Source organism: Methylosinus sp. Ce-a6 (genome assembly GCF_009811655.1).
Classification (GTDB): domain Bacteria; phylum Pseudomonadota; class Alphaproteobacteria; order Rhizobiales; family Beijerinckiaceae; genus Methylosinus.
On record NZ_BGJX01000003.1, the window covers coordinates 1 to 21,019 of the forward strand.

Below are 21,019 nucleotides of genomic sequence, written 5' to 3' on the forward strand. Positions count from 1 at the left end.
GATTCGGGTTGCTCCCCATAGATTCAGACACTTCCAGGCTTGAAAAGCGAAAATCACCCCACTTCATCGGACCAACTGTAGAGCGTCGAACGGCCTTGGCCTGGACCCGAAAACCGGCAAGGTCGCGGAATGGCTGTCGCCAGGCGGGCCGGACTCCGGCCCCTACGCCATCGCGGTGGTCGACGACGTCGTCTGGTACGCCGAGTCGGCGGTGTCACCCAACATGCTGGTGCGCTTCGATCCCAAAAGCGAGACGTTCGAGCGATGGCCGATACCCTCGGGCGGCAGCGTTGTCTGCAACATGGCGCCGGCGCCCGGTGGCGACCTCGCGCTCGCGTGCAGCGGCGTCGATACGGTGGCGCTTATCGAGATCACCAAAAGAGCGAATTGAGCAAATGCCTCGGCGAGTGACGCCGAGCGCCCTCGAGGTCGCGATTGAGATATCCGGGGACAATCGCGTCGATTGCCTGAGGCGTGATGCCTAGTCCTTCTAGCGTCGTTCCGGCAGCTTTCGCTTCATCCGAAACGACGTTGTCACGGCGCAGCAGTTCGACCTGATCGGTCGTCATAGACAATAGTTTCGGGAACAGTCCGAAGGACAGTTTGCTCGCGATTTGGGTGACGCTCGCCATGAGTTTACCGGTTCCGAACGAGAGCGCGACAATCGGTCGGCGATGCTCCGTTACCTCGCAGACATACTCCACCAACTCTCGAAAAGTCTTCACCTCTGGTCCGCCCAGTTCGTAGATTGCTCCAGGGGTCGCCTTGCCGTCGAGGGCGAGAGTCACTGCCTGTGCGATGTCGTCCACGAAGACGGGTTGGAACCGTGTTTCTGCGCCAACGAGCGGCAGAACGGGCATGAGCCGCGCCATCGCTGCGAAGCGGTTGAAGAAATCGTCCTCCGGGCCGAACACGATGGACGGTCGAAAGATCACGGCTTGGGGGACCTGTTCATGCACCGCCACCTCGCCTTCGGCCTTGCTGCGAGCGTAACCGGAAATAGAGCTCTCGCGTGCGCCGAGCGCCGAAATGTGAACGAACCGCGTGATGCCCGCTTCTTTGACCGCTTCGGCGACAGCGCCTGCGCCGCGCGCTTGAATGGCGGTGAATGTCTGATCGCCGCTTTCGGTCAGGATGCCGACGAGATTGATTGCGGCGTCGGCGCTGTCGAGCGCGGCGGCGATCGTGTGCGGATGACGCAAATGAGCCTGAACCAGTTCGACTTGGTCAGGCTCTCCGAGCGACAGCAGATCGTACGCACGATCGGGTCGCCGGCAAGCGACTCGGACGCGCCAGCCGTCGGCGACCAACGACCGGACGACATGTCGTCCGATAAAGCCGGATCCGCCAAATATCGTCACCCGTCCTTTTGGCATCGAACCGTCGCACCTGATAGCGGAGCTGTCATTGCGGCGTCCGCAGCCATCTCAGCTAGGGGAGCGAAGGCATTTGTCTCATGCGGAGCTGGAAAAGTCGTTTGCGCTTTGTCCGCGAACGTCGCCGTAGTTCGGTCGGGATGGCGGTGTCCGTCACATCGTAAGGCCCGCTCGCCGCTCGGGTCGGAACTGCTGCGAATTCGGTTGCGTCTCTCCTCCGTCGAGAGGCGCACATGGAAAAATATTTCCCCAGCCGATCACTTTGCGTCGAACGGATCCTATATGTCTTTTATGAAGTTCAGTGTCTGGTCGAGTAAGGGATGCTGAAGATGAGCTTGACAGTCGAGACTGTCGAAAGCCGCGTGGTCGACGAGAGCACGGTCATCGTAAATTTGAAACCGATGTGGATCGGATTGGCGGGCTTGGTCACGATCTACGCGACTGCGCGTATTTACGAGCAGGTTTTTGGCTGGCGCGCCGGTCTCGATTCCTTTGCGCCCGAGTTCCAGACTTATTGGCTGACGATTCTGTGGACAGAGATTCCGCTGGAACTCGTATCGGGATTGGCCATTGTGAGCTATCTCTGGAAAACGCGCACGCGCGACTTTTCGACTCTGACGCCCAGACAAGAGCTGCGTCGCCATGTGTTCCTATTGGAATGGCTTACGCTCTATGGCGTCGCGGTCTATTTCGGCGCGAGCTTCTTCACCGAGCAGGACGCCACTTGGCACATGACCGTGATTCGTGACACGGATTTCACGCCCAGCCACATCCTCGAGTTCTATGGCAGCTACCCGATCTTTTCGATCATGGGGGTCGGGTCGTTCTTCTATGCGAAGACCCGTCTTCCATTCTTCGCCAAGGGCTATTCGCTGGCCTTCCTGATTCTGGCGATCGGCCCGTTCATGATCATCCCGAACGTCGGCTTCAACGAATGGGGTCATACCTTCTGGTTCATGGAAGAACTGTTCGTCGCTCCGCTGCACTGGGGATTCGTGTTCTTCGGCTGGATGGTGCTCGCCGTGTTCGGCGTCGTCCTGCAAATCCTTGTCGGGTTGCGGAGGCTGCTCGGCGAAGAGGCGGTGAAAGCGCTTTCGAACGTCGCTTGACCCTTCTGTAACTCGACCTTGCGCATAGCAGGGGTAGGGTCGAGGTTTGCGTCTTCATCCATCTCGGTGACGCTCTGGAGGCCGGCGATCTCTACGTGGCGGGCGCTGAGGAATTCGCGGACTATCGCGCCCAGCTCATGCCATGGCCGGAGTGCGAAGCTCGGCTAGCGGACCGCCGCGGACATATCGGGCGCGAAAAAGACGCCGAACACGCAAATGACCGTATCGAACGCGCCGTCGGGATAGCCGAGGGCGAGCATGTCGGCGACGCGGAATTCGATATTGTCGAGGCCTTTGCTCTGCGCTTTCGCCGCGGCCAATGCAATCAAGCGTTCGGCGAGATCGACGGCGATCACTCTGCCCTTCGGCCCGACGCGCTCGGCGGCCGGCAAGGCCGATCCGCCGCTGCCGGAGCAGACGTCGAGCACGCATGCGCCGGGAGGAAGATTCAGGCGATCGACGGTCTCTCGCCCGAAGCGATGCCAGAACGAGCTGACAGGGTGGTCGAAATAATCGGCGGCGGCATTGTAGGCGGCGGCAGCTTTCGCCTTTGCGGCTTCCAGTTCGTTCATCCTCTCTTCCCGATCCCGCTATCTTGTCGTTCAGGCGCGCGAGGCCGCGCCGGAGCCTTCGTACCACGTGCGCGAGCGGCGGACGAGATGGACGACGGAGAGCATGACCGGCACCTCCACGAGCACGCCGACGACGGTCGCGAGCGCCGCGCCCGACCGAAAGCCGAAGAGGGCGATCGCCGTCGCGACGGCCAGCTCGAAGAAATTGCTGGCGCCGATCAGCGCCGACGGGCCGGCGACGCACCATTCGACGCCGAGGCGGCGATTGAGGAGATAGGCGAGGCCGGCGTTGAAATAGACCTGAATCAGGATCGGCGTCGCCAAGAGCGCGATGACCAATGGCTGACGCGTGATCTCTTCGCCCTGCAGGCCGAACAGAATGACGAGCGTGAGCAGCAGCGCCGCGAGCGAGAGCGGGCCGAGTACGCGCAGCGTCGTGGCCAGCGCGGCCGCGCCGCCTTTCGCCAGCAGCGCGCGCCGCCACAGCTGCGCAGCGATCACCGGCGCGACGATATAGAGCGCGACCGACAGCAGCAGCGTGCCCCAGGGCACGGTGATGGACGACAGGCCGAGCAGCAGAGCGACGAGCGGCGCGAAGGCGACGATCATGATCGTGTCGTTGAGCGCGACCTGCGACAGAGTGAAATGCGGCTCGCCGTCGACGAGATTGGACCAGACGAACACCATGGCCGTGCAAGGCGCCGCCGCCAGCAGAATGAGGCCGGCGATATAGGCGTCGATCTGATCGGCCGGCAGAAAGGGCCGGAACAGATGCGCGATGAACAGCCAGCCGAGCAGCGCCATCGAGAATGGCTTGACGAGCCAATTGACGCCGACCGTGACGGCGATGCCGCGCCAATGCTCGCGCACCTGGGCCAGCGCGGCGAGGTCGATCTTCAGCAACATGGGGATGATCATCAGCCACACCAGCGCCGCGACCGGCAAATTCACTTGCGCGACCGTCGCCGCGCCGATGGCGTGGAAAATGGAAGGCGCCGCCTCACCGAGCGCGATTCCGACGATGATGCAGAGCGCGACCCACAGGGTCAGATAGCGCTCGAAAACACCCATGGCGGGCGCTGCGGATGTTTTGCCTCGATCCGGCTCCGTGGCGGCCGGAGTTGCGCGCAGTTCCATCGGCTTTCCTTTCGGTGAAATATCAGGCGGCCTCGACGGCGCGCCCCGCCAGCTCCAGAAGGCGGGGAACGCCGACCGGCTCTTCCTTCAGCAGCGGGACGATCGCATAGCGTCGCGCATGCGTAGTGGCGACAGCTTCGATCTCGCGCATTTCGTTGCGCGCGCGCTGACGCAGAAGCGGCGAATGCGGGCGCGCGGCGGCCACGCTATTGTTGATGATCCACGCCCGAGGCTCTATTCCGGCGCGCCGCAGATCGGCCTGAAGAGCGGCGGCTTCGAGCACGGGCGTCGTCTCGGCGAGCGTCACGAGCAGAACCTTGGTCTGCTTCGGATTCTGCAATTGCATCATCGGCGTCGTGTAATGCGCGCCTTTGGCGTCCAATTGGCGCGCGACCTCGCGATGATAGGCGCCCGTCGCGTCCAGCAGCAGAAGGGTGTGGCCGGTCGGCGCCGTGTCCATCACCACGAAACTCTCGCCCGCCTCGCGGATGATGCGCGAGAACGCCTGAAACACGGCGATTTCCTCGGTGCAGGGCGAGCGCAGATCCTCCTCCAGCAGCGCGCGTCCGGCGGCGTCCAGCTTCGCGCCCTTGGCGGCCAATATCTCGCGGCGATAGCGCTCCGTTTCCGCGTGCGGATCGATGCGGCTCACTCTGAGATGCTCCATCGATCCATGGAGCGTTTCCGAAAGATGCGCGGCCGGGTCGGAGGTGGTGAGATGCGCGTGCAGCCCGCAGCGGGCGAGCTCCACCGCGACCGCGGCCGCCAGCGTGGTTTTGCCGACGCCGCCCTTGCCCATCAGCATCACCAGGCCGTGACCATCCGCCGCTAGGGCGTCGACCAGCTCCGACAGGCCGGGCGCGTCGAGCGCGATCGGCTCGTCCTCGCTCGCGCTCGCCGGCGGCGGCGTTTCGACGAGCAATTGCCGCAAGGCGTCGAGCCCGACGAGATTGTACGGCCTGAGCGCGAGGCGATCGCAGGGCAGAGCGGCGAGCTCGGCGGGAAGCGCGCGCAACGCCGCCTGCTCGCGCTCATAGATCGCGGCGGCGAGCGCATCCTGCTTCGCCTCCTCTTCCGGCAGCAAGCCATTGATGATGAGATATTGCTGCGCGATGCCGATCGCGGCCAGCTCCTTATGCGTGCGGGCGATCTCGTTCAGCGCGGAGCGCTGCGCGCGGGCGACGAGCACCAGGCGCGTGCGGGCGGCGTCGGCCAGCGCCTCGACGGCGCGGCGGTATTGCGCGCGCTGCTTGTCCAGCCCCGCCAGCGGCCCGAGGCAAGAGGCGTCGCCCTTGCCGGAATCGAGAAAGCCGCTCCATGCGCCGGGCAATTGCAGCAGGCGGATCGTGTGTCCCGTCGGCGCGGTGTCGAAGACGATGTGGTCGTAAGGCGCGGTCAGCGCGGAATCGACCAGCAGCGCGGTGAATTCGTCGAAGGCGGCGATCTCCGTCGTGCAGGCGCCCGATAATTGCTCCTCGATCCCTTTCACCACCGCGTCCGGAAGCACGCCGCGCACCGGGCCGACGATGCGGTCGCGATAGCCTCGAGCCGCCGCCTGCGGGTCGATCTCCAGCGCCGACAGGCCCGGCGCGCCGGGAATGTCGGTTATCCGATTGCCGATGATCGTTCCGAACACTTGCGCCACATTGGACGCCGGATCGGTGCTGACCAGCAGCACGCGCCGCCCGGCCTCGCCGAGCGCGATCGCCGTCGCGCAGGCGATCGACGTCTTGCCGACCCCGCCCTTGCCGGTGAAGAACAGGAAGCGCGGCGGCTGCTCGAGGAATTGCATCGCGGCCCTTCAGCAGCTGCCGCCGCCGCAGCATCCGCTCTGCTTCGGCTGCGTCGCGGTCTCGACGAGGCCGGCCCAGCGGGCAAGCTCGCCGCGGCTCGGATAGCGCCCGGCGAGCGCGACTTCTCCCCCGACGAGCACCAGGGGCAGCGCCTCCTGCCCGGAGCGCTCCAGAAAGCCTTTCACGGTCGCATTCTCCGCGAAGGCGAGCGGTTGCTGCGCCAGATTGAATCGCTCGATGCGGGCGCCGTTCTGCTTGGCCCAATCGACATCGGCCGCAAAGCTCACCAGCGCCTGATCGACCTCGGTTCCGCACACGCCCGTGCTGCAGCAGAGCGCCGGGTCATAGACTTCGATCGCCGTCATATCCGTCTCCCTCGAATGTTACTTTTCCGCGGCGCGCCGGCCGGCGGAATCGACGACGAGCTCGCCGTCCTCCTTGCGGAATTCGCCGCGTTGCGGCAGCGGCAGAATGTCCAGCGCCGCCTCCGACGGACGGCACAGTGTCACGCCCATCGATGTGACGACGATCGGCCGATTGATGACGATCGGATGCGCCATCATCGCATCGAGCAAGCGCTCGTCGGTCAGCGTCGGATCGCCGAGGCCGAGCTCGTGATAGGGCGTGCCCTTTTCGCGCAGCAGCGCGCGCGTCGATATCCCCATTCGCGCGATGAGCTGCGCCAGCAGCACGCGCGTCGGCGGCGTCTTCAAATATTCGATCACATGCGGCTCTATGCCGGCGTTGCGGATGAGGCCGAGCGTGTTGCGCGAGGTTCCGCAATCGGGATTGTGATAGATGATCACATCGGCCGCGCTCATGCGGGCTCCTTCGAGCCGCAGCACGGCGTCTTCGCGGGTAGCTCCGGCTTTGGCGGACAGCGTTCGCCTTGCGGCGTGGTCGGCGCGCAGTAGGCGTTCGCTTTGCCCTTCAGCGCGTCCAGCGCAGGGTCGCCGCCATAGACCGGGCTTTCGCCCGTCGTGAGGAAGGTCTCCCACATCAGCCCCTGCGGATCGGCGATCCAGGATTTTTCTGAACTCGCATAGCAGCAGGTCGCCGCGCCCTCCTCATAGACACGCCCGCCGGCCTGCTTCGTCCATAGACGTCGTGCAGCTCGTCCATGGTTTCGACCTGAATGCCGAGATGCTCCAATCCGAGGCTCGAGCCCCTGGCGGAGATGGCGAAATTCACGCGCGGATCGTCGAGCATCCATTTGGCGTAATCGGGCTTCTCGACCGTCGGCGCGGCGCCGAACAGCGCGCTGTAGAAATGGATGGATCGGGGCAGGTCCTCGACGGACCCATGCACATGCAGGCGCTTCATGGAACCCTCTCGGTCTGGCAGCTCGTCTCGACCGCGGTGATGCAGCAGGAGGCGGCTTCGCCCTTGCAGCAATTTTCCGTCAGATAGGCGAGCAGCGCATTCATGACGGGATAGGCGGCCGAATAGATCAGGGAGCGGCCCTCGCGGCGGAAGGTCACGAGATCGGCGTGCTTGAGCTGGCTCAAATGGAACGACAGCGTCGTCGCCGGAAGCCCGAGCCGCTCGCCGATCCGCCCCGCGGGAAGCCCCTCCGGGCCCGCCTGCATCAGCAGCCGGAAGATATCGAGACGCGACTCGTGGGCGAGGGCGACCAGGGCGGTAATGGCGGAGATCTTTTCCATAGTTCCAATATATTTGAAATATGGAGGAGGTCAAGGCGCACGAAATTCAATTTCTGAACCAACGACCGTTTCACGGCGAGGGAGCCATCGATCCTTCAGCGGCGTGATCGCCAAGGTATCAGCCTATCGCTTTCGCGCCTCGGACATATGTGCGCGCTCCATGTCGAGGAGCGCTCGCTTCCGGTCGACGCCCCACCGATAGCCGCCGACGCCGCCATCCCCGCGAAGCACACGATGGCACGGCGCCAGAACCGCTACGCGATTGGCGGCGCACGCCGACGCGACGGCGCGATGCGCTTTCGGCTTGCCAATTCCTGCCGCGACATCGGCATAGCTGACGACATTGCCTTCCGGTATCCCGATCAGGAATCGCCAGACCAGCAGCTGGAAAGCAGTCCCGCGAAGATCGAGCGGCAGATCAGGCCGCGGTCCGCGCCGCGCAAGATGTTCGTCGAGCGCGTCGATCCACCGGCCCAGTTGTTCGCCATTCGCTTCTGCCGACTTTTGGAGCCGCGCTTTCGGAAACTCGGCGGCCAAGGCGTCAAGCAGCGATGCTTCGCTTTCGCCGAACATCACGAAGCAGACGCCGCGATTTGTGGCCGCCATCATGAGCGGGCCGAGCGTGCAATGACGACAGGCGTAATTGATTGTTTCACCCGCGCCGCCTTTTCGATAAGCCGACGGCGTCATGCCGATATCGCGCAGTCCCTCGCCGTAGACCCGGCTCGGCGAGCCATAGCCGGCCTCGTAGATTGCGCCTGTCACCTCGTCGCCTTCTCGCAAAAGCTCTTTGAGGCGCCGCGCCCTCAGCCCTTGCTGATACACTTTGGGCGAGACGCCAAAGACCGATTTGAAGACCTTCTGCATGTGGGTCGCAGACAAGCCCGCCGAGGCCGCGAGCCGGGAGAGCGGCAACGTCTCCTCGGCGTGCTGTTCGATGAGGCGAGCGACTTCCTGCATCTTCTGCGTATCGGACGGTCGCTCCTCGGGTCTGCAACGTCTGCAGGCGCGATAGCCTGCCGCTCGCGCCTCGACGACATCGCCAAAGAAGCGAAGGTTTTCAGGATTCGCGGCGCGCGATGGACATGACGGACGGCAGAATATTCGCGTGGTCTTGACGCCGTAGAGAAACAGGCTGTCATAGGCCTTGTCGCGCGTCGCCACCGCCCGAAGCATCTCTTCGGCCCCTAGAGCTCGATGGTCCATCGTCGTTTCGTCCGATCTGTCTGCACGCTCCGATCCATAATCCCAAAGGGCGATGACCAACGCCCCGCTTCTTGCGGCCAAACCCATCTTGCCGCGGAAACGGGACGACGTCTCGTGATTTGGCCGCAAGTTCCGGAGCGCCCGTTCGGCCAAAGCTCGTAAACTCACAGACGAACTTGCAATGCCCATGAGACGAGACCGAAACGAATGAGCAAAGCTCTGGACTACGCCCATCGCGCGGCGACCGCGTGGATCGATGGCCTCGACGAGCGACCGGTGGCTGCGCGCGCGACACATGAAAACCTTGCGGCTGTCTTCGATGGACCGCTGCCGGAAATGGGATCCCGATCGGAAGACGTCATCGCATGGCTGACGCGCCACGCCAATGACGGCATGGTCGGCAGTTCCGGCGGCCGCTTTTTCGCCTGGGTCATCGGCGGCTGCCTGGAGGCTGCGCTGGCCGCGGATTGGATGGTCGCGACATGGGACCAGAATGCGGCGCTCCACGCCTGCAGCCCGGCGGCTTCGGTGATCGAGAATGTCGCCGGCGCGTGGATCAAGGATTTGCTGGACCTGCCACGCGAGGCGTCCTTCGCCTTCACGACTGGTTGTCAGCTCGCTCATTCGACCTGCCTCGCCGCCGCCCGTCACGCGCTGCTGAAACGCGCCGAATGGGATGTCGAGAACGAGGGTCTGTTCTGCGCGCCTGCGATGACCATTCTCGCGAGCGAGGAGAGACACGGCTCGATCGATCGCGCTGTCCGCTATCTCGGCTTGGGCCGCCGGGCTATCCGGCTGCTCGCGACCGACGCTGCGGGCAGGATTGCGCCGTCGACTCTGGAACAGGCCCTGTCGCGCCAGTCCGGCCCGGCGATCCTCGTGTTGAATGCGGCCGATCTCAACATCGGCGTTTGTGATTCGTTCACCGAGCTTATTCCAATGGCGCAGGCGGCGGGCCTCTGGGTCCATGTCGACGGGGCCTTCGGGCTGTTCGCGCGCGCAAGCGGCGCGCACCGCCATCATTTGTCGGGCGTGGAACTGGCCGATAGCTGGGCGACCGACGGCCACAAGTGGCTCAACATTCCTTTCGATTGCGGCATCGCGATCGTCAAGGATCAGGAGGCGCATCGCGCCGCCATGACGATGAGCGCCTCCTATATCGCGGCGCAACCGAGCGCGCGTGACCAGATCGACTGGAACCCCGAATGGTCGCGGCGCGCACGCGGCGTCCCCGTCTATGCGGCGCTCAAGGAATTGGGGCGTCAGGGCGTCGAAGCTCTGATCGATCGCTGTTGCTCGCATTGCAAGGCGCTCGTCGACGGAATAGGCGCGCTCGCCGGCGCGCAGGTGCTGGCTCCGGCGACATTGAACCAGGGCCTCGTGCGCTTCAATCGCAGAGGCGACACGTCCGAGCGGAACGACGCCTTCACGGACGAGATCATCCAGAAGATCAACGCGACTGGCGAAGCCTTCTTTTCCGGCACGACATGGCGCGGCCGGCGAGCCATGCGCGTCAGCGTCGTAAACTGGCGCACGACTGAGAGAGATATAGCGCGGGCAATCGCAGCCGCACGCGTTGTGCTCGCGCAATCGCACGACGCCAGCGTTGTTTGAGGATTGGCAGCCTCACTCACGCGGCGCCATTCACCGCCATCTCCGTCGCCCCCTCCATCGTCGCAATATCGGCGAGGCGGCTCTTCAAACCCGCGCGGTCCAGCGACTCGAAGGGCAGATTGACGAAGGCCGTCAGCCGCGCGCCGATACGCCGATACGCCTCCATGAAGGCGGCGCGTTTCTGGACGTCGTCGCCCTTCACCAGCGCCGGGTCGGCGACGCCCCAATGGGCCCGCAGCGCATTGCGCGGCCAGGGGCCCGAGGGCTGCTCGCATATGTCGTCGCAGAGGGTGATGACGAAATCCATGCGCGGCGCATCTGGCTTTGTGAATTCCTTCCAGCTCTTGGAGCGAAACGCCCGCGTGTCGTAGCCGAGCGACGACAGCAGTTCGACGCCGATCGGCTCGGGCCGCTCGGCGGGCCGCCCGCCCGCCGAAAAAGCGCGGAAGCGGTCGCCGCCCTCGCGGTTCAGGATCGCCTCCGCCAGAATGGAGCGCGCGGCGTTGCCGGAGCAGAGAAACAGGACATTGCGCACACGCTTGCCCGCCGATTTCGGACGCTTCTGCGGAAAGGCCGGCGCCGCGAGCGTGAGGCCGGGGAGAGCGACATCGTCGAGCGATGCGCCGAGATCGGCGAGAACCGTCGTGAGCGCATGGCCCAATTTGCTGGAATTGGCGGCGTAGATGACCGAGCGCCCTTCGCGTCGTCCGAGGACGAGTCCGGCGCGTTCGAGATGGGCGATATGAGTCGACAGCGTATTGTGCGGCACCGCCAGAAGGCGCGCGATGTCGCCCGCCGGCAGCCCGTAGGGAAGATAGCGCAGCAGCAGGCGATAGGCCTCGAGCCGCGTCGTCTGCGCCAGGGCCTCGAAAATGCCGACGATTTCCTCCGCGGCGAGCCGATCTTCCGCCACTATGTCTCCGCCTCCATGGATCGCAAGTGCTTCTCGGGATCGTCAGTGGTCCTTCGTCGAGGATAGTCGATTTCTCGATGCGTCACTACCTGTCGACAAACGGTGGAGCGGATCGCATCGAGCGGCGGCCGGCGGCGGATCCGCGGCGGGCGTTTCGGCTGCGGCTTCCTCGGCTAACTGGCGCGCCGCCTCACGGCAGGCGCGCCAAAGCCTCGAGGCTTCTCGGAAGGCCTCCTCATGTTCCGCGCTCTTCCGGCGCCATTGCTGCAATTTGTCCAGGTCGGCGCGTGTCGCCTCGCCCGAATGTGCGCGAATGAGCCCTGAGAGAGCCTCGCACAGCAGCGGGTCCCCGTCGGAAAGCCGATTGTCTGGCTCCATCAGATCGCAACTCCGGCGCTTTCGAGCGGTGATCATCTCCGTCTGCGTCCGCGGTGGGCTCAAGGCGCCCCGTCGGCGGGCTTCGCCTTGCCGATCTCCTCGAGCCGCTTCTGCAAGGAGAGCTTGTCCAATCCCTTCATCGGCAGGGAGGCGAAGATCGAGATGCGATTATTGAGCATCCGGAAAGTGTCGGCGAAGGCCAGATGTTTTTCGATTTCCGTCCCTTCGACAGCGGCAGGATCCGGCAGGCCCCAATGCGCCGTCATCGGCTGGCCGGGCCAATAGGGGCACTCTTCCTTAGCGGCGTCGTCGCAGACGGTGAAGACGAAATCGAGCGGCGGAGCGCCGGGCTCGGCGAATTCGCTCCAGCTCTTCGAACGATAGCGGTCCGCCTTGAAGCCGGACTTCTCCAATATCGCCACCGTGTATGGATTGACCTCGCCTTTTGGCCGAGAGCCGGCGCTATAGGCTTTGAATCGGCCGGCGCCCACGCGATCGAGGATCGCTTCGGCGATGATCGAGCGCGCCGAATTGCCGGTGCAGAGAAAAAGCACATTATAGACTTTGTCTTCCGTCATGGTCTCCTCCCGAGCCGAGTTATCGATATGTCTGGACCCACCGACATATCGATCTATATCCGCTCTCCGCCTTCTCTGCAAAGCGGGAGAGCGGGCTTTTCGTGCGATGTCTGGCAGCGCGTCGATGCGCCCGCGCTCGGCATGGGCCGGACCGCAGATTTATTGCGCCATGCGCCGCCTGGCGCGCCGCTCTCGGTCGCCGGGAGCTCAGCCCGCCGCTTTGCAGGGGACGGATAGGGACGCGGGCGCGGCGCGGAGGCGGTCCGCGAATCGCTTTCTTTCGCGGGGCGCGCCTGCTAACCTCTCGGCACGACATTTCCGAGAGGACCGACATTGCCCGCCGATATCGCTTCCGGCCTGCTGTCCTTCGCGGCCTATTTTCTGGGCGCTATCGCCTATTGCGCCGCATTCTGCGTCGTCTACACGCGGCTGACGCCCCATTGCGAATTCGATCTCATCGTCAATGAGCACAACGCCTCCGCGGCCATCGCCTTCGGCGGTAGCCTCATCGGCTTCGCCATCGCGCTCGCCGGGGCGGTCCACAATACGCAATCGGCGCTCGAATTCATCGTCTGGGGCTTCGTCGCCTTCGCCACGCAGATCGTCGCCTATATGCTCGCGCGCCTCGCGCATCCGGGGCTTTCGCAAGCGATCGAACAAAACGCCATCGCCGCCGCCATCTGGCTCGGCGCCGTCTCTATTTCCGCTGGCGCGCTCAGCGCCGCCTGCATGAGTCCTTGAGAGGCGCGCATGGCCGAGGAGCGCCGCAAGGAGTTCGGACGCCGCGGGCGCGCGCCGCCCGTCATCACCCATGCGCCAAGAGGGTTTTCCGGCGGCGCGGGCGCGCCTTCGGCGGGACGCAAACGCTCGATCGCCGTTGCGCTGATCGCCGCCGGCTCGTTGTCGATCGGGACCTATGCGGCGATCGAATATGCGCAGCGGCGTGATTGCTCCAAGGAAGGCGATTGGCGGCAGCAGGAGGAATGCCGCGAATCGCATAGCCATGGCGGTGGGTCTTCGAGCAGCTCCTCGCACGGCTCGTCTTCGGGCGCATCATCGAGCGGCTCCGCCTCCGGCCATGCGGTCTCTTTCGGCGGATTCGGCGGCGCCGGAGCCGGCCATGGCGGCGGCGGATCGTGAGGCGCGAGCTTTCGCCGCCGCGGCCTGATTTCGCCGAGGAGGCGAGACGAATCGGCTTTCAATTCGCGCATGCCGACGGCGAGCCCTATTGGGACGAGACGGCGCGCTACGTCTTTTCCATGCGCGAGATCGAGGATGATCTCGAGAAGGCGACGGAGGAGCTCGGCGCGCTTTGCGACGAGGTCGTCGCGCACATCGTGACGAACGAAGAGGCGCTCGAGCGATTGCGCATTCCACGCCACGCATGGGGGCTCATCGTCGAGAGCTTCGCGCGGCGCGATCCGTCGCTCTACGGCCGCTTCGATTTCGCCTATGACGGAGGCGGGCCGCCGAGGCTCCTCGAATATAACGCCGACACGCCGACGAGCCTGTTCGAAGCATCCATCGTGCAATGGTTCTGGCTCGAGCGGATGATCGAGCGCGGCCATCTGCCGGCGGCCGCGGATCAGTTCAATTCCCTGCATGATCGGCTGATCGCGCGATGGCGCGAGATCGCCGATGGCGGCCCTGTGCATTTCGCCTGCATGACCGCGAGCGTCGAGGATCGCGGCAACACCGCCTATCTCGCCGATTGCGCGGCGCAGGCGGGCTCGTGGACGGCGCATATCGATATGCGCGACATTGGCCTTTGCGGCGACACATTCGTCGATCGCGCGGGGCGGCGCATCGAGCGAATGTTCAAGCTCTATCCTTGGGAGTGGATGTTCGCCGACGCCTTCGGCAAATCGGCGGCGATGGGCGCGACGCGCTTCGTCGAGCCGCCGTGGAAGGCGGTCGCCTCGAGCAAGGGCTTTCTCGCATTTCTGTGGGAGGCGGCGCCGGGCCATCCCAATCTTCTGCCTTGCTTCTTCGAGGATGATGCGCGCGCCGCCTCGCTGTCGCGTTACGCGCGCAAGCCGCTCTATTCGCGCGAGGGCGCCAATGTCGCGCTCTACGACGGAAATGCGTGTCTCGCGGAGACGAAGGGATCATATGCCGGCGAAGGCTTTGTGCGTCAGCAATTATGTCTGCTGCCGAATTTCAGCGGCCGCTATCCGGTGCTCGGTTGCTGGCTCGTCGGCGGCGCGCCTGCTGGCATGGGCGTGCGCGAGGATCATTCGCTGGTGACGACGGATCGCTCGCGCTTTTTGCCGCACGCAATCATCGATTGACGCATTGCTGATCGAGGCGTACCCTTCTTCCTGCAATAAAAAAAATATGGGAGGACGGCCATGCCAGACGTCACTTTCTCCACACCTCTTCTCCACAAAAATATGACGGTCTACGCGGTCGCCGGCGACACGCATACGATTCTCGCCGTCGCCGAGGCGAATAAGATTCCGATCCCGCACGACTGCAAGGACGGCGAATGCGGCTCCTGCCTCATCGAGGTGACGCCGCTCGACGATAAGACGATGGGCGCCACTCTCACCGAGAAGGAAAAAGCGCAGCTCAAATCCATGGGCAAGATCACGGCGGAGGACATTCGCCGCGCCGAGGTCGACGACATTCCGCCGAAATATCGGCTCGCCTGCCAATATGTCGTGCGCGACCAGGATATTCTGGTGACCTTCAGCGGCGAGCCCGGCGGCGCCTGACGCCCACGCCGTCATCGCGCGCGCGTAAGCGAAGCGATCCGTGGGTCGCGGGGGCGGACCCCGGATCGCTTCGTCGCCGCTCGCCTCGCAATGAACCGCAGATAGGACGCCCCTTCGACTTGGCCGAAGACTTGGCCGAAGGCTTGGCCGAAGATCTGGCCGAGGATCTGGCCGAGCCGGCGGCGGCCGCGGGGAACTGGCCTTGCGTCCTTCCTCATGCTAACAGCGGCTTTCGTAGCCGGGCCTCCCGGCGCAAATCTCGAGCAGGAGCCGCCATGTCCGACATTTTCCACGAGGTCGACGAAGACGTCCGCCGGGACAAGGCGGCGAACCTCTGGAAGCGCTACCAGACGCCGGTTTTCGTCGGCGCCTTTCTGGTCGTCGTCGCGACGGGCGTCTACAGCTTCTACGAGAGCAATCGCATAAAGTCCGCCGAGACCGCCAATGTCCGCTTCAGCGCGGCCGCGGCGCTGGCGGCGCAAGGCAAGAGCGCCGAGGCCGTCGCCGCCTTCGACGCCCTCGCCAAGGACTCTCCCAAGGGCTACGCCACTCTGGCGCGGCTGCGCGCGGCGGAAGAGCTGGCGCTGACCGACAAGGCCAAGGCGGTCGAAGCCTTCGACGCGATCGCCGACGACAAGAGCGTCGACAAGCTCACGCAGCAGGTGGCCAAGCTCCGTTCCGGACTCCTCCTGCTCGAGCAGGGCGATTCTCAGAAAATGGCGGATCGCCTCGGCGAGCTCGTCACCGCCAATGGCCCATTCCGCTATACGGCGCAGGAGGTCTTGGGGCTCGACGCGCTGCAGGACGGCGATTTCGACGAGGCCGAGCGCGTCTTCAAGCTCATCCTCAACGATCAGGACGCGCCGCATTCGATGCGCCAGCGCGCCGGCGCCTATAAGGCGCTGCTCGACGCCGCGCGCGGCTCCGCCCCGCCGCCGGCCGCCGCGCCCGCCGCCGCTCAGGAGCCCGCGCCCGCCGCGCCCGCGCCGGACGGAAAGTAAGGCGTTGTAAGAGAGGCGGCGTCGCCGCGACGTTGGACCAAAGGCCGCAATGTCCTTCACGCTCGCCATTATCGGCAGGCCGAATGTCGGCAAGTCGACGCTGTTCAACCGGCTCGTCGGCAAGAAGCTCGCGCTCGTCGACGACCGGCCGGGCGTCACCCGCGACCGCCGCGAGGGCGACGCGCGCCTCGCCGACCTGCGCTTCACCATCATCGACACGGCCGGCCTCGAGGAAGGCGCTGCGGCGACGCTCGAAGGGCGGATGCGCGCGCAGACGGAGGCCGCGATCGAGGCCGCCGACGCCATTCTGTTCATGATCGACGCGCGCGTCGGCGTGACGCCGGACGACAAATATTTCGCCGGCCTCGTGCGCCGCGCCGGCAAGCCCGTGGTGCTCGCCGCCAATAAGGCGGAGGGGCGCAAGGGCGAGGCCGGCCTCGTCGAGGCTTACGAGCTCGGCCTCGGCGATCCCGTGCCGCTCTCCGCCGAGCATGGCGAGGGGCTCGGCGAATTATATGACGCGCTGCGCGAGGCCCTGCCGGAGGCGACGGAAGCGCCCGAGGAAGACGAAGAGGCGGCGACCGACATCGCCGTCTCGGCGGATGAGGATGGGAGCGAGGCCGATCCCACCAAGCCTCTGCGCATCGCCGTCGTCGGAAGGCCCAACGCCGGCAAATCGACGCTCATCAATCGCCTGCTCGGCGAGGATCGCCTGCTCACCGGGCCGGAGGCGGGCGTCACCCGCGATAGCATCGCCGTGCCCTTCCGCTGGCGCGACCGCGAGATGAAGCTCTTCGACACAGCCGGCCTGCGCAAGCGCGCCAGGGTCGTCGACAAGCTGGAAAAGCTCGCCGGCGCCGACGCGCTGCGCGCCGTGCGCTTCTCGGAAGTGGTCGTGCTCTTGCTCGACTCCGCCGTTCCTTTCGAGAAGCAGGATCTCACCATCGCCGATCTCGCCGCGCGCGAGGGCAGGGCGGTCGTCATCGCGCTCGGCAAATGGGATTTGATCGAGAACCCCGGAACGCTTCTCGCGAAGCTGCGCGAGGAGGCCGAGCGCCTGCTGCCGCAGATCAAGGGCGCGCCCGTCGTCCCCGTCTCCGGCGCGACGGGCTATGGCCTCGACAATTTGATGCGGGCGATTGTCGAGGCGCATGAGGTGTGGAACCGGCGCATATCGACGGCGCGGCTCAATCGCTGGCTCGAGAGCGCCATAGACGAGACGCCGCCGCCGGCCGTCTCCGGGCGGCGCATCAAGATTCGTTATATGACGCAGGCCAAGGCGCGGCCGCCGCATTTCATCCTGTTCGGCAATCAGCTCGACGAGCTGCCGACGAGCTATCTGCGCTTTCTCGTCAATGGCCTGCGCCGCGCCTTCGATCTGCCTGGCTCGCCGATCCGCATCTCGACGCGGTCGGGGGAAAACCCCTTCGACAAGGGGAAGAGATAGGCCGCTTCGCGCCTTCGTGGTGAGAGTTCAACTCGCCGCTTCGAACTGCTCGAGCAGCGCGTCGCGCGCTTCGGCGATGCGGCGATAATCTTCCGCGCTGCCGCCGGCGTCGGGATGCGCGGTCTTGGCGAGGCGGCGGAAGGCGGTCTTGATCTCGGCGGGCTCGAGCGCCCCTTCCAGCGGCAGCTCCAGCGTCCTGCGGTGCTCCTGATTGTCCTCCTCGTCGAAATCGAACATCATCTGGAACGCGCGGCGCTGCTTGCGGCCCTCGATCCGCAGCTCGACCTGATCCTCCTTCCAGCGCTGGCGCGACATGACGAAACAGGCGCCGAAGGCGATGCGGCCCTGCGTCTCCAACTCGTCCAGGCTGAACGGCCCCACCACCTCATAGGGCGGCGCGAGATAGGCGTTGCGGACGCCGCCCACCAGCTCGACCCGGCCGATCGCGACCTTGTCGGAAACGCCGAGCGAGCCGTTCCAGACGACCCATTCCAATTCGTCCGCCATGCAGCGCGCTCTCATGCGTGACTCGACGCCGCGCCTTCGTCGCTTTTGTGCAAAAGCGCCCGTCGCGGTCGAACAATCGCCCACCCATGCAGTTTCGAAGCCAATATCGCGCCCGGTGACGATATTGGCGCTTGGCATTCGTTAATTTCGAATTATTCTAAAGAAGGGCGTTCCGACTGGCCGTCGGGACAGTGGCGGCGCCCCAATGAAAATTACTCGAGGAGCACAGTAATGGCTACGCTCAAGGGCACCAAGACCGAACAGAATCTGAAGGATGCGTTCGCCGGCGAGTCCCAGGCGAACCGCCGCTATCTGTATTTCGCCCAAAAGGCCGATGTCGAAGGCCACAACGACGTCGCGACCGTTTTCCGTTCGACCGCCGAGGGCGAGACGGGCCATGCGCATGGCCATCTCGAATTTCTCGAGGTGGTGGGCGATCCGGCGACCGGCCTGCCGATCGGCAAGACCGAGGACAATCTGAAGGCCGCCGTCGCCGGCGAGACGCATGAATATACGGATATGTATCCGGGCTTCGCGCGCTCGGCCCGCGAGGAGGGCTTCGACGAGATCGCCGACTGGTTCGAGACGCTGGCCAAGGCCGAGCGTTCGCACGCCGGCCGCTTCCAGAAGGCGCTGGACGAGCTGAAGTAAGCCGCGAAACTGTTCCGGCGGCTCTATCGCCGCCGGAACGCCTCCGTCGTCATTGCGAGCGGAGCGAAGCAATCCAGAGCCGCCCGCGGCCCCTGGATCGCTTCGTCGCTTCGCTCCTCGCGATTGACGATCCCGGGCGCATGAACCGACCAGAAGACTTCGACCAGGCAATCGAAGCGAAGAGCGTGGAAGCGAAATGAGAGAAGGCGGACTCGAGACGCCCTTCCGGCGTCCATTGGATTGGGAAAATCCGGACTTCTACGACGAGGAGAAGCTCGACGCCGAAATGCGTCGCGTGCTGGACATTTGCCATGGCTGCCGGCGCTGCTTCAATCTCTGCGATTCCTTTCCCCGCCTGTTCGATCTCGTCGACGAGTCTCCGAAAGGCGAGCTCGAGACCGTCGCCAGCGCCGATTTCAAGAAGGTCGTGGACGCCTGCACGCTCTGCGACATGTGCTTTCTCACCAAATGCCCCTATGTGCCGCCGCACGAATTCGATCTCGACTTCCCGCATCTGATGCTGCGCTATCGCGCCGTCGAGGCGAAGAAGAAGGGCGCCGCTTTCGTCGACCGCCAGCTCGCCGACACCGATCGCAATGGCGCGATGGCGACCAAGCTCGCCCCACTCGCCAATTGGGCGACGGATTGCTCGCATACGGCCGCGCGCAATGCGCTGGAGAAGGCAGCGGGCCTCCATCACGAGGCCGTGCTGCCGAAATATTCGAAGAAGACGCTTTCCGCCCTCGTGCAGGAAAAGCCGGTCGAGGTGAATCGCGACGCGCCCGGCTTCGGCCGCAAGGCGGTGATCTACGCCACCTGCTTCGGCGAATATAATGATCCGGGCGTCGGTCTCGCGGCGCGCGCCGTGCTCGCCAAAAATGGCGTCGAGACGCAGATTCTGCACCCGCATTGCTGCGGAATGCCTCTGCTCGAGCAGGGGCTCGTCGGCGAGGTCGCGGCTTCGGCGAGAAAGGTCGCCGAAGCTTTCGAGCCCTGGATCGACAAGGGCTATGACATTATCGCGCTGGTTCCCTCTTGCGCCTTGATGCTGAAGTTCGAATGGCCGCTGATCGCGACCGACGATCCACGCGTGAAGCGTCTCGCCGCGGCGACCTATGATTTGAGCGAATATGTCGTGGGCATCGCCCGCAAGGAAGGGCTCGCGGAAGGGCTTTCGCCCCTCGAAGGCGGCGTCGCCTTCCACGTCGCCTGTCATTCGCGCGCGCAGAATATCGGGCAGAAAGGCGCGGAGCTGCTGCGCCTCTTGCCGGAGGCGGATGTCGCCGTCATCGAGCGCTGCTCCGGGCATGGCGGCGCCTGGGGCTATAAGACCGCGAATTTCGAGACAGCGCTCAAAGTCGGAAAGCCGGTCGCGCGACAGGCGCTATCCTCAAGCAAGAGCTATGTCGTCTCCGAATGTCCGCTCTCCGGCCCGCATATCGTGCAAGGAATGGAGCGGCTCGATGCGCAGGCGAGGAAGCCCGAGCTCGTCGCCCATCCGATCGAGCTGATCGCGCGGGCCTATGGGGTGACGTGACGCGTCGCGCCGTTCCGCCGTCATTGCGAGGAGCGAAGCGACGAAGCAATCCAGGGTCGTGGGGCCGCTCCTGGATTGCTTCGCTTCGCTCGCATTGACGCCCGAGGCGGCGCGAACGTTCGTCCACGCCACCGAACCGACTGAGAAGAAACTGGAGCGATCTCAAAATGGCGCCCAAGCACGACATCACCGTCGCCGATCTTCTGCCGCCGGCGGAATACGCCAAGGTTCGCGTCGAGAGCCGGCGCCGCATCGCGGCGCGAAAGCGCGATCGTCGCGTCGAGGTCGGGCCGTTCGTGACCTTCTATTTCGAGGATTTCGAGACGATCTGGCTGCAGATCCAGGAGATGATCCACATCGAAAAGGGCGGCCTCGAGCAGGCGCCGAGCGAGATCGCCGCCTATGGTCCGCTGATCCCCAAGGGCCGCGAATTGGTCGCGACCTTCATGATCGAGATCGACGATCCGCTGCGTCGACAGCGCGTGCTGGCGACGCTCGGCGGCATAGAGGAGACGTCTTTCATCGAATTGAACGGCGAGCGCATCGCCGGGCTCGCCGAGGCGGATCAGGACCGCACCAGCGCCGACGGCAAGGCCTCCGCCGTGCAATTCGTGCATTTCCCTTTCACCGACGCGCAGGTCGCTTCCTTCCGCACGCAAGGCGCCCGCGTGCTGATCGGCTTCACCCATGCGAATTACGGGCATATCGCCGTCATGCCGGAGGCGGTGCGGGCGGCGCTCGCGGGGGATTTCGCGTGAGCGGACGACAGGGCTCCGAATCCCGGTCGACAACTCCTATACAGCCGAGTCATGCCCGCGC

Annotated in this window: 24 protein-coding genes and 1 pseudogene; 12 read left to right on the forward strand and 13 right to left on the reverse strand. The window is 64.8% G+C overall.

From position 1 onward, the window contains the following. The first annotated feature begins 175 nt into the window (after positions 1–175). Positions 176–391, forward strand: a complete 216-nt coding sequence (locus tag Mspo_RS02665) for a hypothetical protein (protein WP_159726590.1) — start codon at positions 176–178, stop codon at positions 389–391. Here Mspo_RS02665 and Mspo_RS02670 read toward each other — a convergent pair. Next, entirely contained in the window at positions 372–1,376 is a 1,005-nt protein-coding gene (locus Mspo_RS02670) for a complex I NDUFA9 subunit family protein (RefSeq protein WP_159726592.1), read from the reverse strand. The two genes, Mspo_RS02665 and Mspo_RS02670, sit on opposite strands and share 20 nt — an antisense overlap. Positions 1,377–1,705: 329 nt before the next feature. On the opposite strand from Mspo_RS02670, the gene amoC reads away from it, so the two are divergent. Next, complete coding sequence (gene amoC / locus Mspo_RS02675) at positions 1,706–2,485, forward strand: bacterial ammonia monooxygenase, subunit AmoC (protein WP_159726922.1); 780 nt, start codon at positions 1,706–1,708, stop codon at positions 2,483–2,485. Positions 2,486–2,649: 164 nt separating this feature from the next. On the opposite strand, the gene Mspo_RS02680 is transcribed toward amoC, so the two are convergent. From Mspo_RS02680 to ada, 8 genes and pseudogenes are all read right to left on the reverse strand, one after another. Further along, a complete protein-coding gene (locus Mspo_RS02680) occupies positions 2,650–3,057 on the reverse strand; it encodes a class I SAM-dependent methyltransferase (protein WP_159726594.1) in 408 nt (135 codons plus the stop codon). A gap of 30 nt (positions 3,058–3,087) precedes the next feature. Beyond that, the gene (gene arsB / locus Mspo_RS02685) at positions 3,088–4,128 is read right to left on the reverse strand and encodes an ACR3 family arsenite efflux transporter (protein ID WP_159726596.1); all 1,041 of its coding nucleotides are present in this window, start codon (positions 4,126–4,128) and stop codon (positions 3,088–3,090) included. Positions 4,129–4,216: 88 nt separating this feature from the next. Beyond that, positions 4,217–5,986: an arsenical pump-driving ATPase gene (gene arsA, locus Mspo_RS02690; RefSeq protein WP_159726598.1), complete on the reverse strand. Its 1,770-nt coding sequence runs from the start codon at positions 5,984–5,986 to the stop codon at positions 4,217–4,219. 9 nt (positions 5,987–5,995) lie between these two features. After that, positions 5,996–6,352 carry an arsenite efflux transporter metallochaperone ArsD gene (gene arsD / locus Mspo_RS02695; RefSeq protein WP_159726600.1) on the reverse strand — a complete coding sequence of 119 codons (357 nt, stop codon included), beginning with the start codon at positions 6,350–6,352 and terminating at the stop codon, positions 5,996–5,998. Between the two features lie 18 nt (positions 6,353–6,370). Next, entirely contained in the window at positions 6,371–6,808 is a 438-nt protein-coding gene (arsC, locus tag Mspo_RS02700) for an arsenate reductase (glutaredoxin) (RefSeq protein WP_159726602.1), read from the reverse strand. Further along, positions 6,805–7,310 (reverse strand): annotated as a pseudogene (locus Mspo_RS02705) (VOC family protein). Before Mspo_RS02705 ends, arsC begins: the two are co-directional and overlap by 4 nt. After that, the gene (locus Mspo_RS02710) at positions 7,307–7,651 is read right to left on the reverse strand and encodes a helix-turn-helix transcriptional regulator (protein ID WP_159726604.1); all 345 of its coding nucleotides are present in this window, start codon (positions 7,649–7,651) and stop codon (positions 7,307–7,309) included. The pseudogene Mspo_RS02705 and the gene Mspo_RS02710 overlap by 4 nt, the downstream one beginning before the upstream one ends. A 123-nt stretch (positions 7,652–7,774) precedes the next feature. Further along, positions 7,775–8,857 carry a bifunctional DNA-binding transcriptional regulator/O6-methylguanine-DNA methyltransferase Ada gene (gene ada, locus Mspo_RS02715; protein ID WP_159726924.1) on the reverse strand — a complete coding sequence of 361 codons (1,083 nt, stop codon included), beginning with the start codon at positions 8,855–8,857 and terminating at the stop codon, positions 7,775–7,777. Between the two features lie 207 nt (positions 8,858–9,064). On the opposite strand from ada, the gene Mspo_RS02720 reads away from it, so the two are divergent. Next, the gene (locus Mspo_RS02720; RefSeq protein WP_159726606.1) at positions 9,065–10,471 is read left to right on the forward strand and encodes an aminotransferase class V-fold PLP-dependent enzyme; all 1,407 of its coding nucleotides are present in this window, start codon (positions 9,065–9,067) and stop codon (positions 10,469–10,471) included. A 16-nt stretch (positions 10,472–10,487) separates the two neighbouring features. Here Mspo_RS02720 and Mspo_RS02725 read toward each other — a convergent pair whose 3' ends face one another. From Mspo_RS02725 to Mspo_RS02735, 3 genes are read right to left on the reverse strand one after another with little or no spacing between them, the layout of a single operon-like run. Then, positions 10,488–11,384 carry a helix-turn-helix domain-containing protein gene (locus Mspo_RS02725; protein WP_159726608.1) on the reverse strand — a complete coding sequence of 299 codons (897 nt, stop codon included), beginning with the start codon at positions 11,382–11,384 and terminating at the stop codon, positions 10,488–10,490. 42 nt (positions 11,385–11,426) lie between these two features. Further along, on the reverse strand, positions 11,427–11,798 hold the full coding sequence (locus tag Mspo_RS20060) for a DUF4880 domain-containing protein (RefSeq protein ID WP_306344922.1): 372 nt from the start codon (positions 11,796–11,798) through the stop codon (positions 11,427–11,429). A 23-nt stretch (positions 11,799–11,821) separates the two neighbouring features. Beyond that, positions 11,822–12,340, reverse strand: coding sequence for an arsenate reductase ArsC (locus Mspo_RS02735; protein WP_159726612.1), 519 nt, complete (start codon positions 12,338–12,340; stop codon positions 11,822–11,824). A gap of 333 nt (positions 12,341–12,673) precedes the next feature. Here Mspo_RS02735 and Mspo_RS02740 point away from each other — a divergent pair, with 333 nt between their 5' ends. The 6 genes from Mspo_RS02740 (at position 12,674) to der (ending at position 17,505) form a co-directional block, all read left to right on the forward strand. Continuing rightward, positions 12,674–13,081, forward strand: coding sequence for a DUF350 domain-containing protein (locus Mspo_RS02740; protein WP_159726614.1), 408 nt, complete (start codon positions 12,674–12,676; stop codon positions 13,079–13,081). Between the two features lie 9 nt (positions 13,082–13,090). Then, positions 13,091–13,480 (forward strand): hypothetical protein, encoded by a 390-nt coding sequence (locus tag Mspo_RS02745; protein WP_159726616.1) that lies wholly within the window; start codon positions 13,091–13,093, stop codon positions 13,478–13,480. Continuing rightward, positions 13,477–14,631: a glutathionylspermidine synthase family protein gene (locus Mspo_RS02750; RefSeq protein ID WP_159726618.1), complete on the forward strand. Its 1,155-nt coding sequence runs from the start codon at positions 13,477–13,479 to the stop codon at positions 14,629–14,631. Before Mspo_RS02745 ends, Mspo_RS02750 begins: the two co-directional genes overlap by 4 nt. Before the next feature lie 60 nt (positions 14,632–14,691). Next, positions 14,692–15,057: a 2Fe-2S iron-sulfur cluster-binding protein gene (locus Mspo_RS02755; protein WP_159726620.1), complete on the forward strand. Its 366-nt coding sequence runs from the start codon at positions 14,692–14,694 to the stop codon at positions 15,055–15,057. 275 nt (positions 15,058–15,332) lie between these two features. Beyond that, positions 15,333–16,058, forward strand: coding sequence for a tetratricopeptide repeat protein (locus Mspo_RS02760; protein ID WP_159726622.1), 726 nt, complete (start codon positions 15,333–15,335; stop codon positions 16,056–16,058). 49 nt (positions 16,059–16,107) lie between these two features. Beyond that, on the forward strand, positions 16,108–17,505 hold the full coding sequence (gene der, locus Mspo_RS02765) for a ribosome biogenesis GTPase Der (RefSeq protein WP_159726624.1): 1,398 nt from the start codon (positions 16,108–16,110) through the stop codon (positions 17,503–17,505). A gap of 27 nt (positions 17,506–17,532) precedes the next feature. Here the strand turns inward: der and Mspo_RS02770 are convergent, their stop codons facing one another. Then, complete coding sequence (locus tag Mspo_RS02770; RefSeq protein ID WP_159726626.1) at positions 17,533–18,012, reverse strand: J domain-containing protein; 480 nt, start codon at positions 18,010–18,012, stop codon at positions 17,533–17,535. 231 nt (positions 18,013–18,243) lie between these two features. On the opposite strand from Mspo_RS02770, the gene Mspo_RS02775 reads away from it, so the two are divergent. From Mspo_RS02775 to Mspo_RS02785, 3 genes are all read left to right on the forward strand, one after another. After that, positions 18,244–18,663: a rubrerythrin family protein gene (locus Mspo_RS02775; RefSeq protein WP_159726628.1), complete on the forward strand. Its 420-nt coding sequence runs from the start codon at positions 18,244–18,246 to the stop codon at positions 18,661–18,663. Between the two features lie 196 nt (positions 18,664–18,859). After that, positions 18,860–20,200 carry a heterodisulfide reductase-related iron-sulfur binding cluster gene (locus Mspo_RS02780; protein ID WP_159726630.1) on the forward strand — a complete coding sequence of 447 codons (1,341 nt, stop codon included), beginning with the start codon at positions 18,860–18,862 and terminating at the stop codon, positions 20,198–20,200. A gap of 167 nt (positions 20,201–20,367) precedes the next feature. Further along, entirely contained in the window at positions 20,368–20,958 is a 591-nt protein-coding gene (locus Mspo_RS02785) for a DUF3501 family protein (RefSeq protein ID WP_159726632.1), read from the forward strand. The last annotated feature ends 61 nt before the right edge of the window (positions 20,959–21,019 follow it).

Coding starts and splice junctions, on each gene's coding strand:
- Mspo_RS02670 (WP_159726592.1), bottom strand. CDS start 1,376: ATGCCAAAAGGACGGGTGACGATATTTGGCGGATCCGGCTTTATCGGA.
- Mspo_RS02775 (WP_159726628.1), top strand. CDS start 18,244: ATGGCTACGCTCAAGGGCACCAAGACCGAACAGAATCTGAAGGATGCG.
- Mspo_RS02710 (WP_159726604.1), bottom strand. CDS start 7,651: ATGGAAAAGATCTCCGCCATTACCGCCCTGGTCGCCCTCGCCCACGAG.
- Mspo_RS02780 (WP_159726630.1), top strand. CDS start 18,860: ATGAGAGAAGGCGGACTCGAGACGCCCTTCCGGCGTCCATTGGATTGG.
- Mspo_RS02755 (WP_159726620.1), top strand. CDS start 14,692: ATGCCAGACGTCACTTTCTCCACACCTCTTCTCCACAAAAATATGACG.
- amoC (WP_159726922.1), top strand. CDS start 1,706: ATGAGCTTGACAGTCGAGACTGTCGAAAGCCGCGTGGTCGACGAGAGC.
- Mspo_RS02760 (WP_159726622.1), top strand. CDS start 15,333: ATGTCCGACATTTTCCACGAGGTCGACGAAGACGTCCGCCGGGACAAG.
- Mspo_RS02680 (WP_159726594.1), bottom strand. CDS start 3,057: ATGAACGAACTGGAAGCCGCAAAGGCGAAAGCTGCCGCCGCCTACAAT.
- Mspo_RS02770 (WP_159726626.1), bottom strand. CDS start 18,012: ATGGCGGACGAATTGGAATGGGTCGTCTGGAACGGCTCGCTCGGCGTT.
- Mspo_RS02745 (WP_159726616.1), top strand. CDS start 13,091: ATGGCCGAGGAGCGCCGCAAGGAGTTCGGACGCCGCGGGCGCGCGCCG.
- arsC (WP_159726602.1), bottom strand. CDS start 6,808: ATGAGCGCGGCCGATGTGATCATCTATCACAATCCCGATTGCGGAACC.
- Mspo_RS02720 (WP_159726606.1), top strand. CDS start 9,065: ATGAGCAAAGCTCTGGACTACGCCCATCGCGCGGCGACCGCGTGGATC.
- Mspo_RS20060 (WP_306344922.1), bottom strand. CDS start 11,798: ATGATCACCGCTCGAAAGCGCCGGAGTTGCGATCTGATGGAGCCAGAC.
- Mspo_RS02735 (WP_159726612.1), bottom strand. CDS start 12,340: ATGACGGAAGACAAAGTCTATAATGTGCTTTTTCTCTGCACCGGCAAT.
- arsA (WP_159726598.1), bottom strand. CDS start 5,986: ATGCAATTCCTCGAGCAGCCGCCGCGCTTCCTGTTCTTCACCGGCAAG.
- arsB (WP_159726596.1), bottom strand. CDS start 4,128: ATGGGTGTTTTCGAGCGCTATCTGACCCTGTGGGTCGCGCTCTGCATC.
- arsD (WP_159726600.1), bottom strand. CDS start 6,352: ATGACGGCGATCGAAGTCTATGACCCGGCGCTCTGCTGCAGCACGGGC.
- ada (WP_159726924.1), bottom strand. CDS start 8,857: ATGGACCATCGAGCTCTAGGGGCCGAAGAGATGCTTCGGGCGGTGGCG.
- Mspo_RS02785 (WP_159726632.1), top strand. CDS start 20,368: ATGGCGCCCAAGCACGACATCACCGTCGCCGATCTTCTGCCGCCGGCG.
- der (WP_159726624.1), top strand. CDS start 16,108: ATGTCCTTCACGCTCGCCATTATCGGCAGGCCGAATGTCGGCAAGTCG.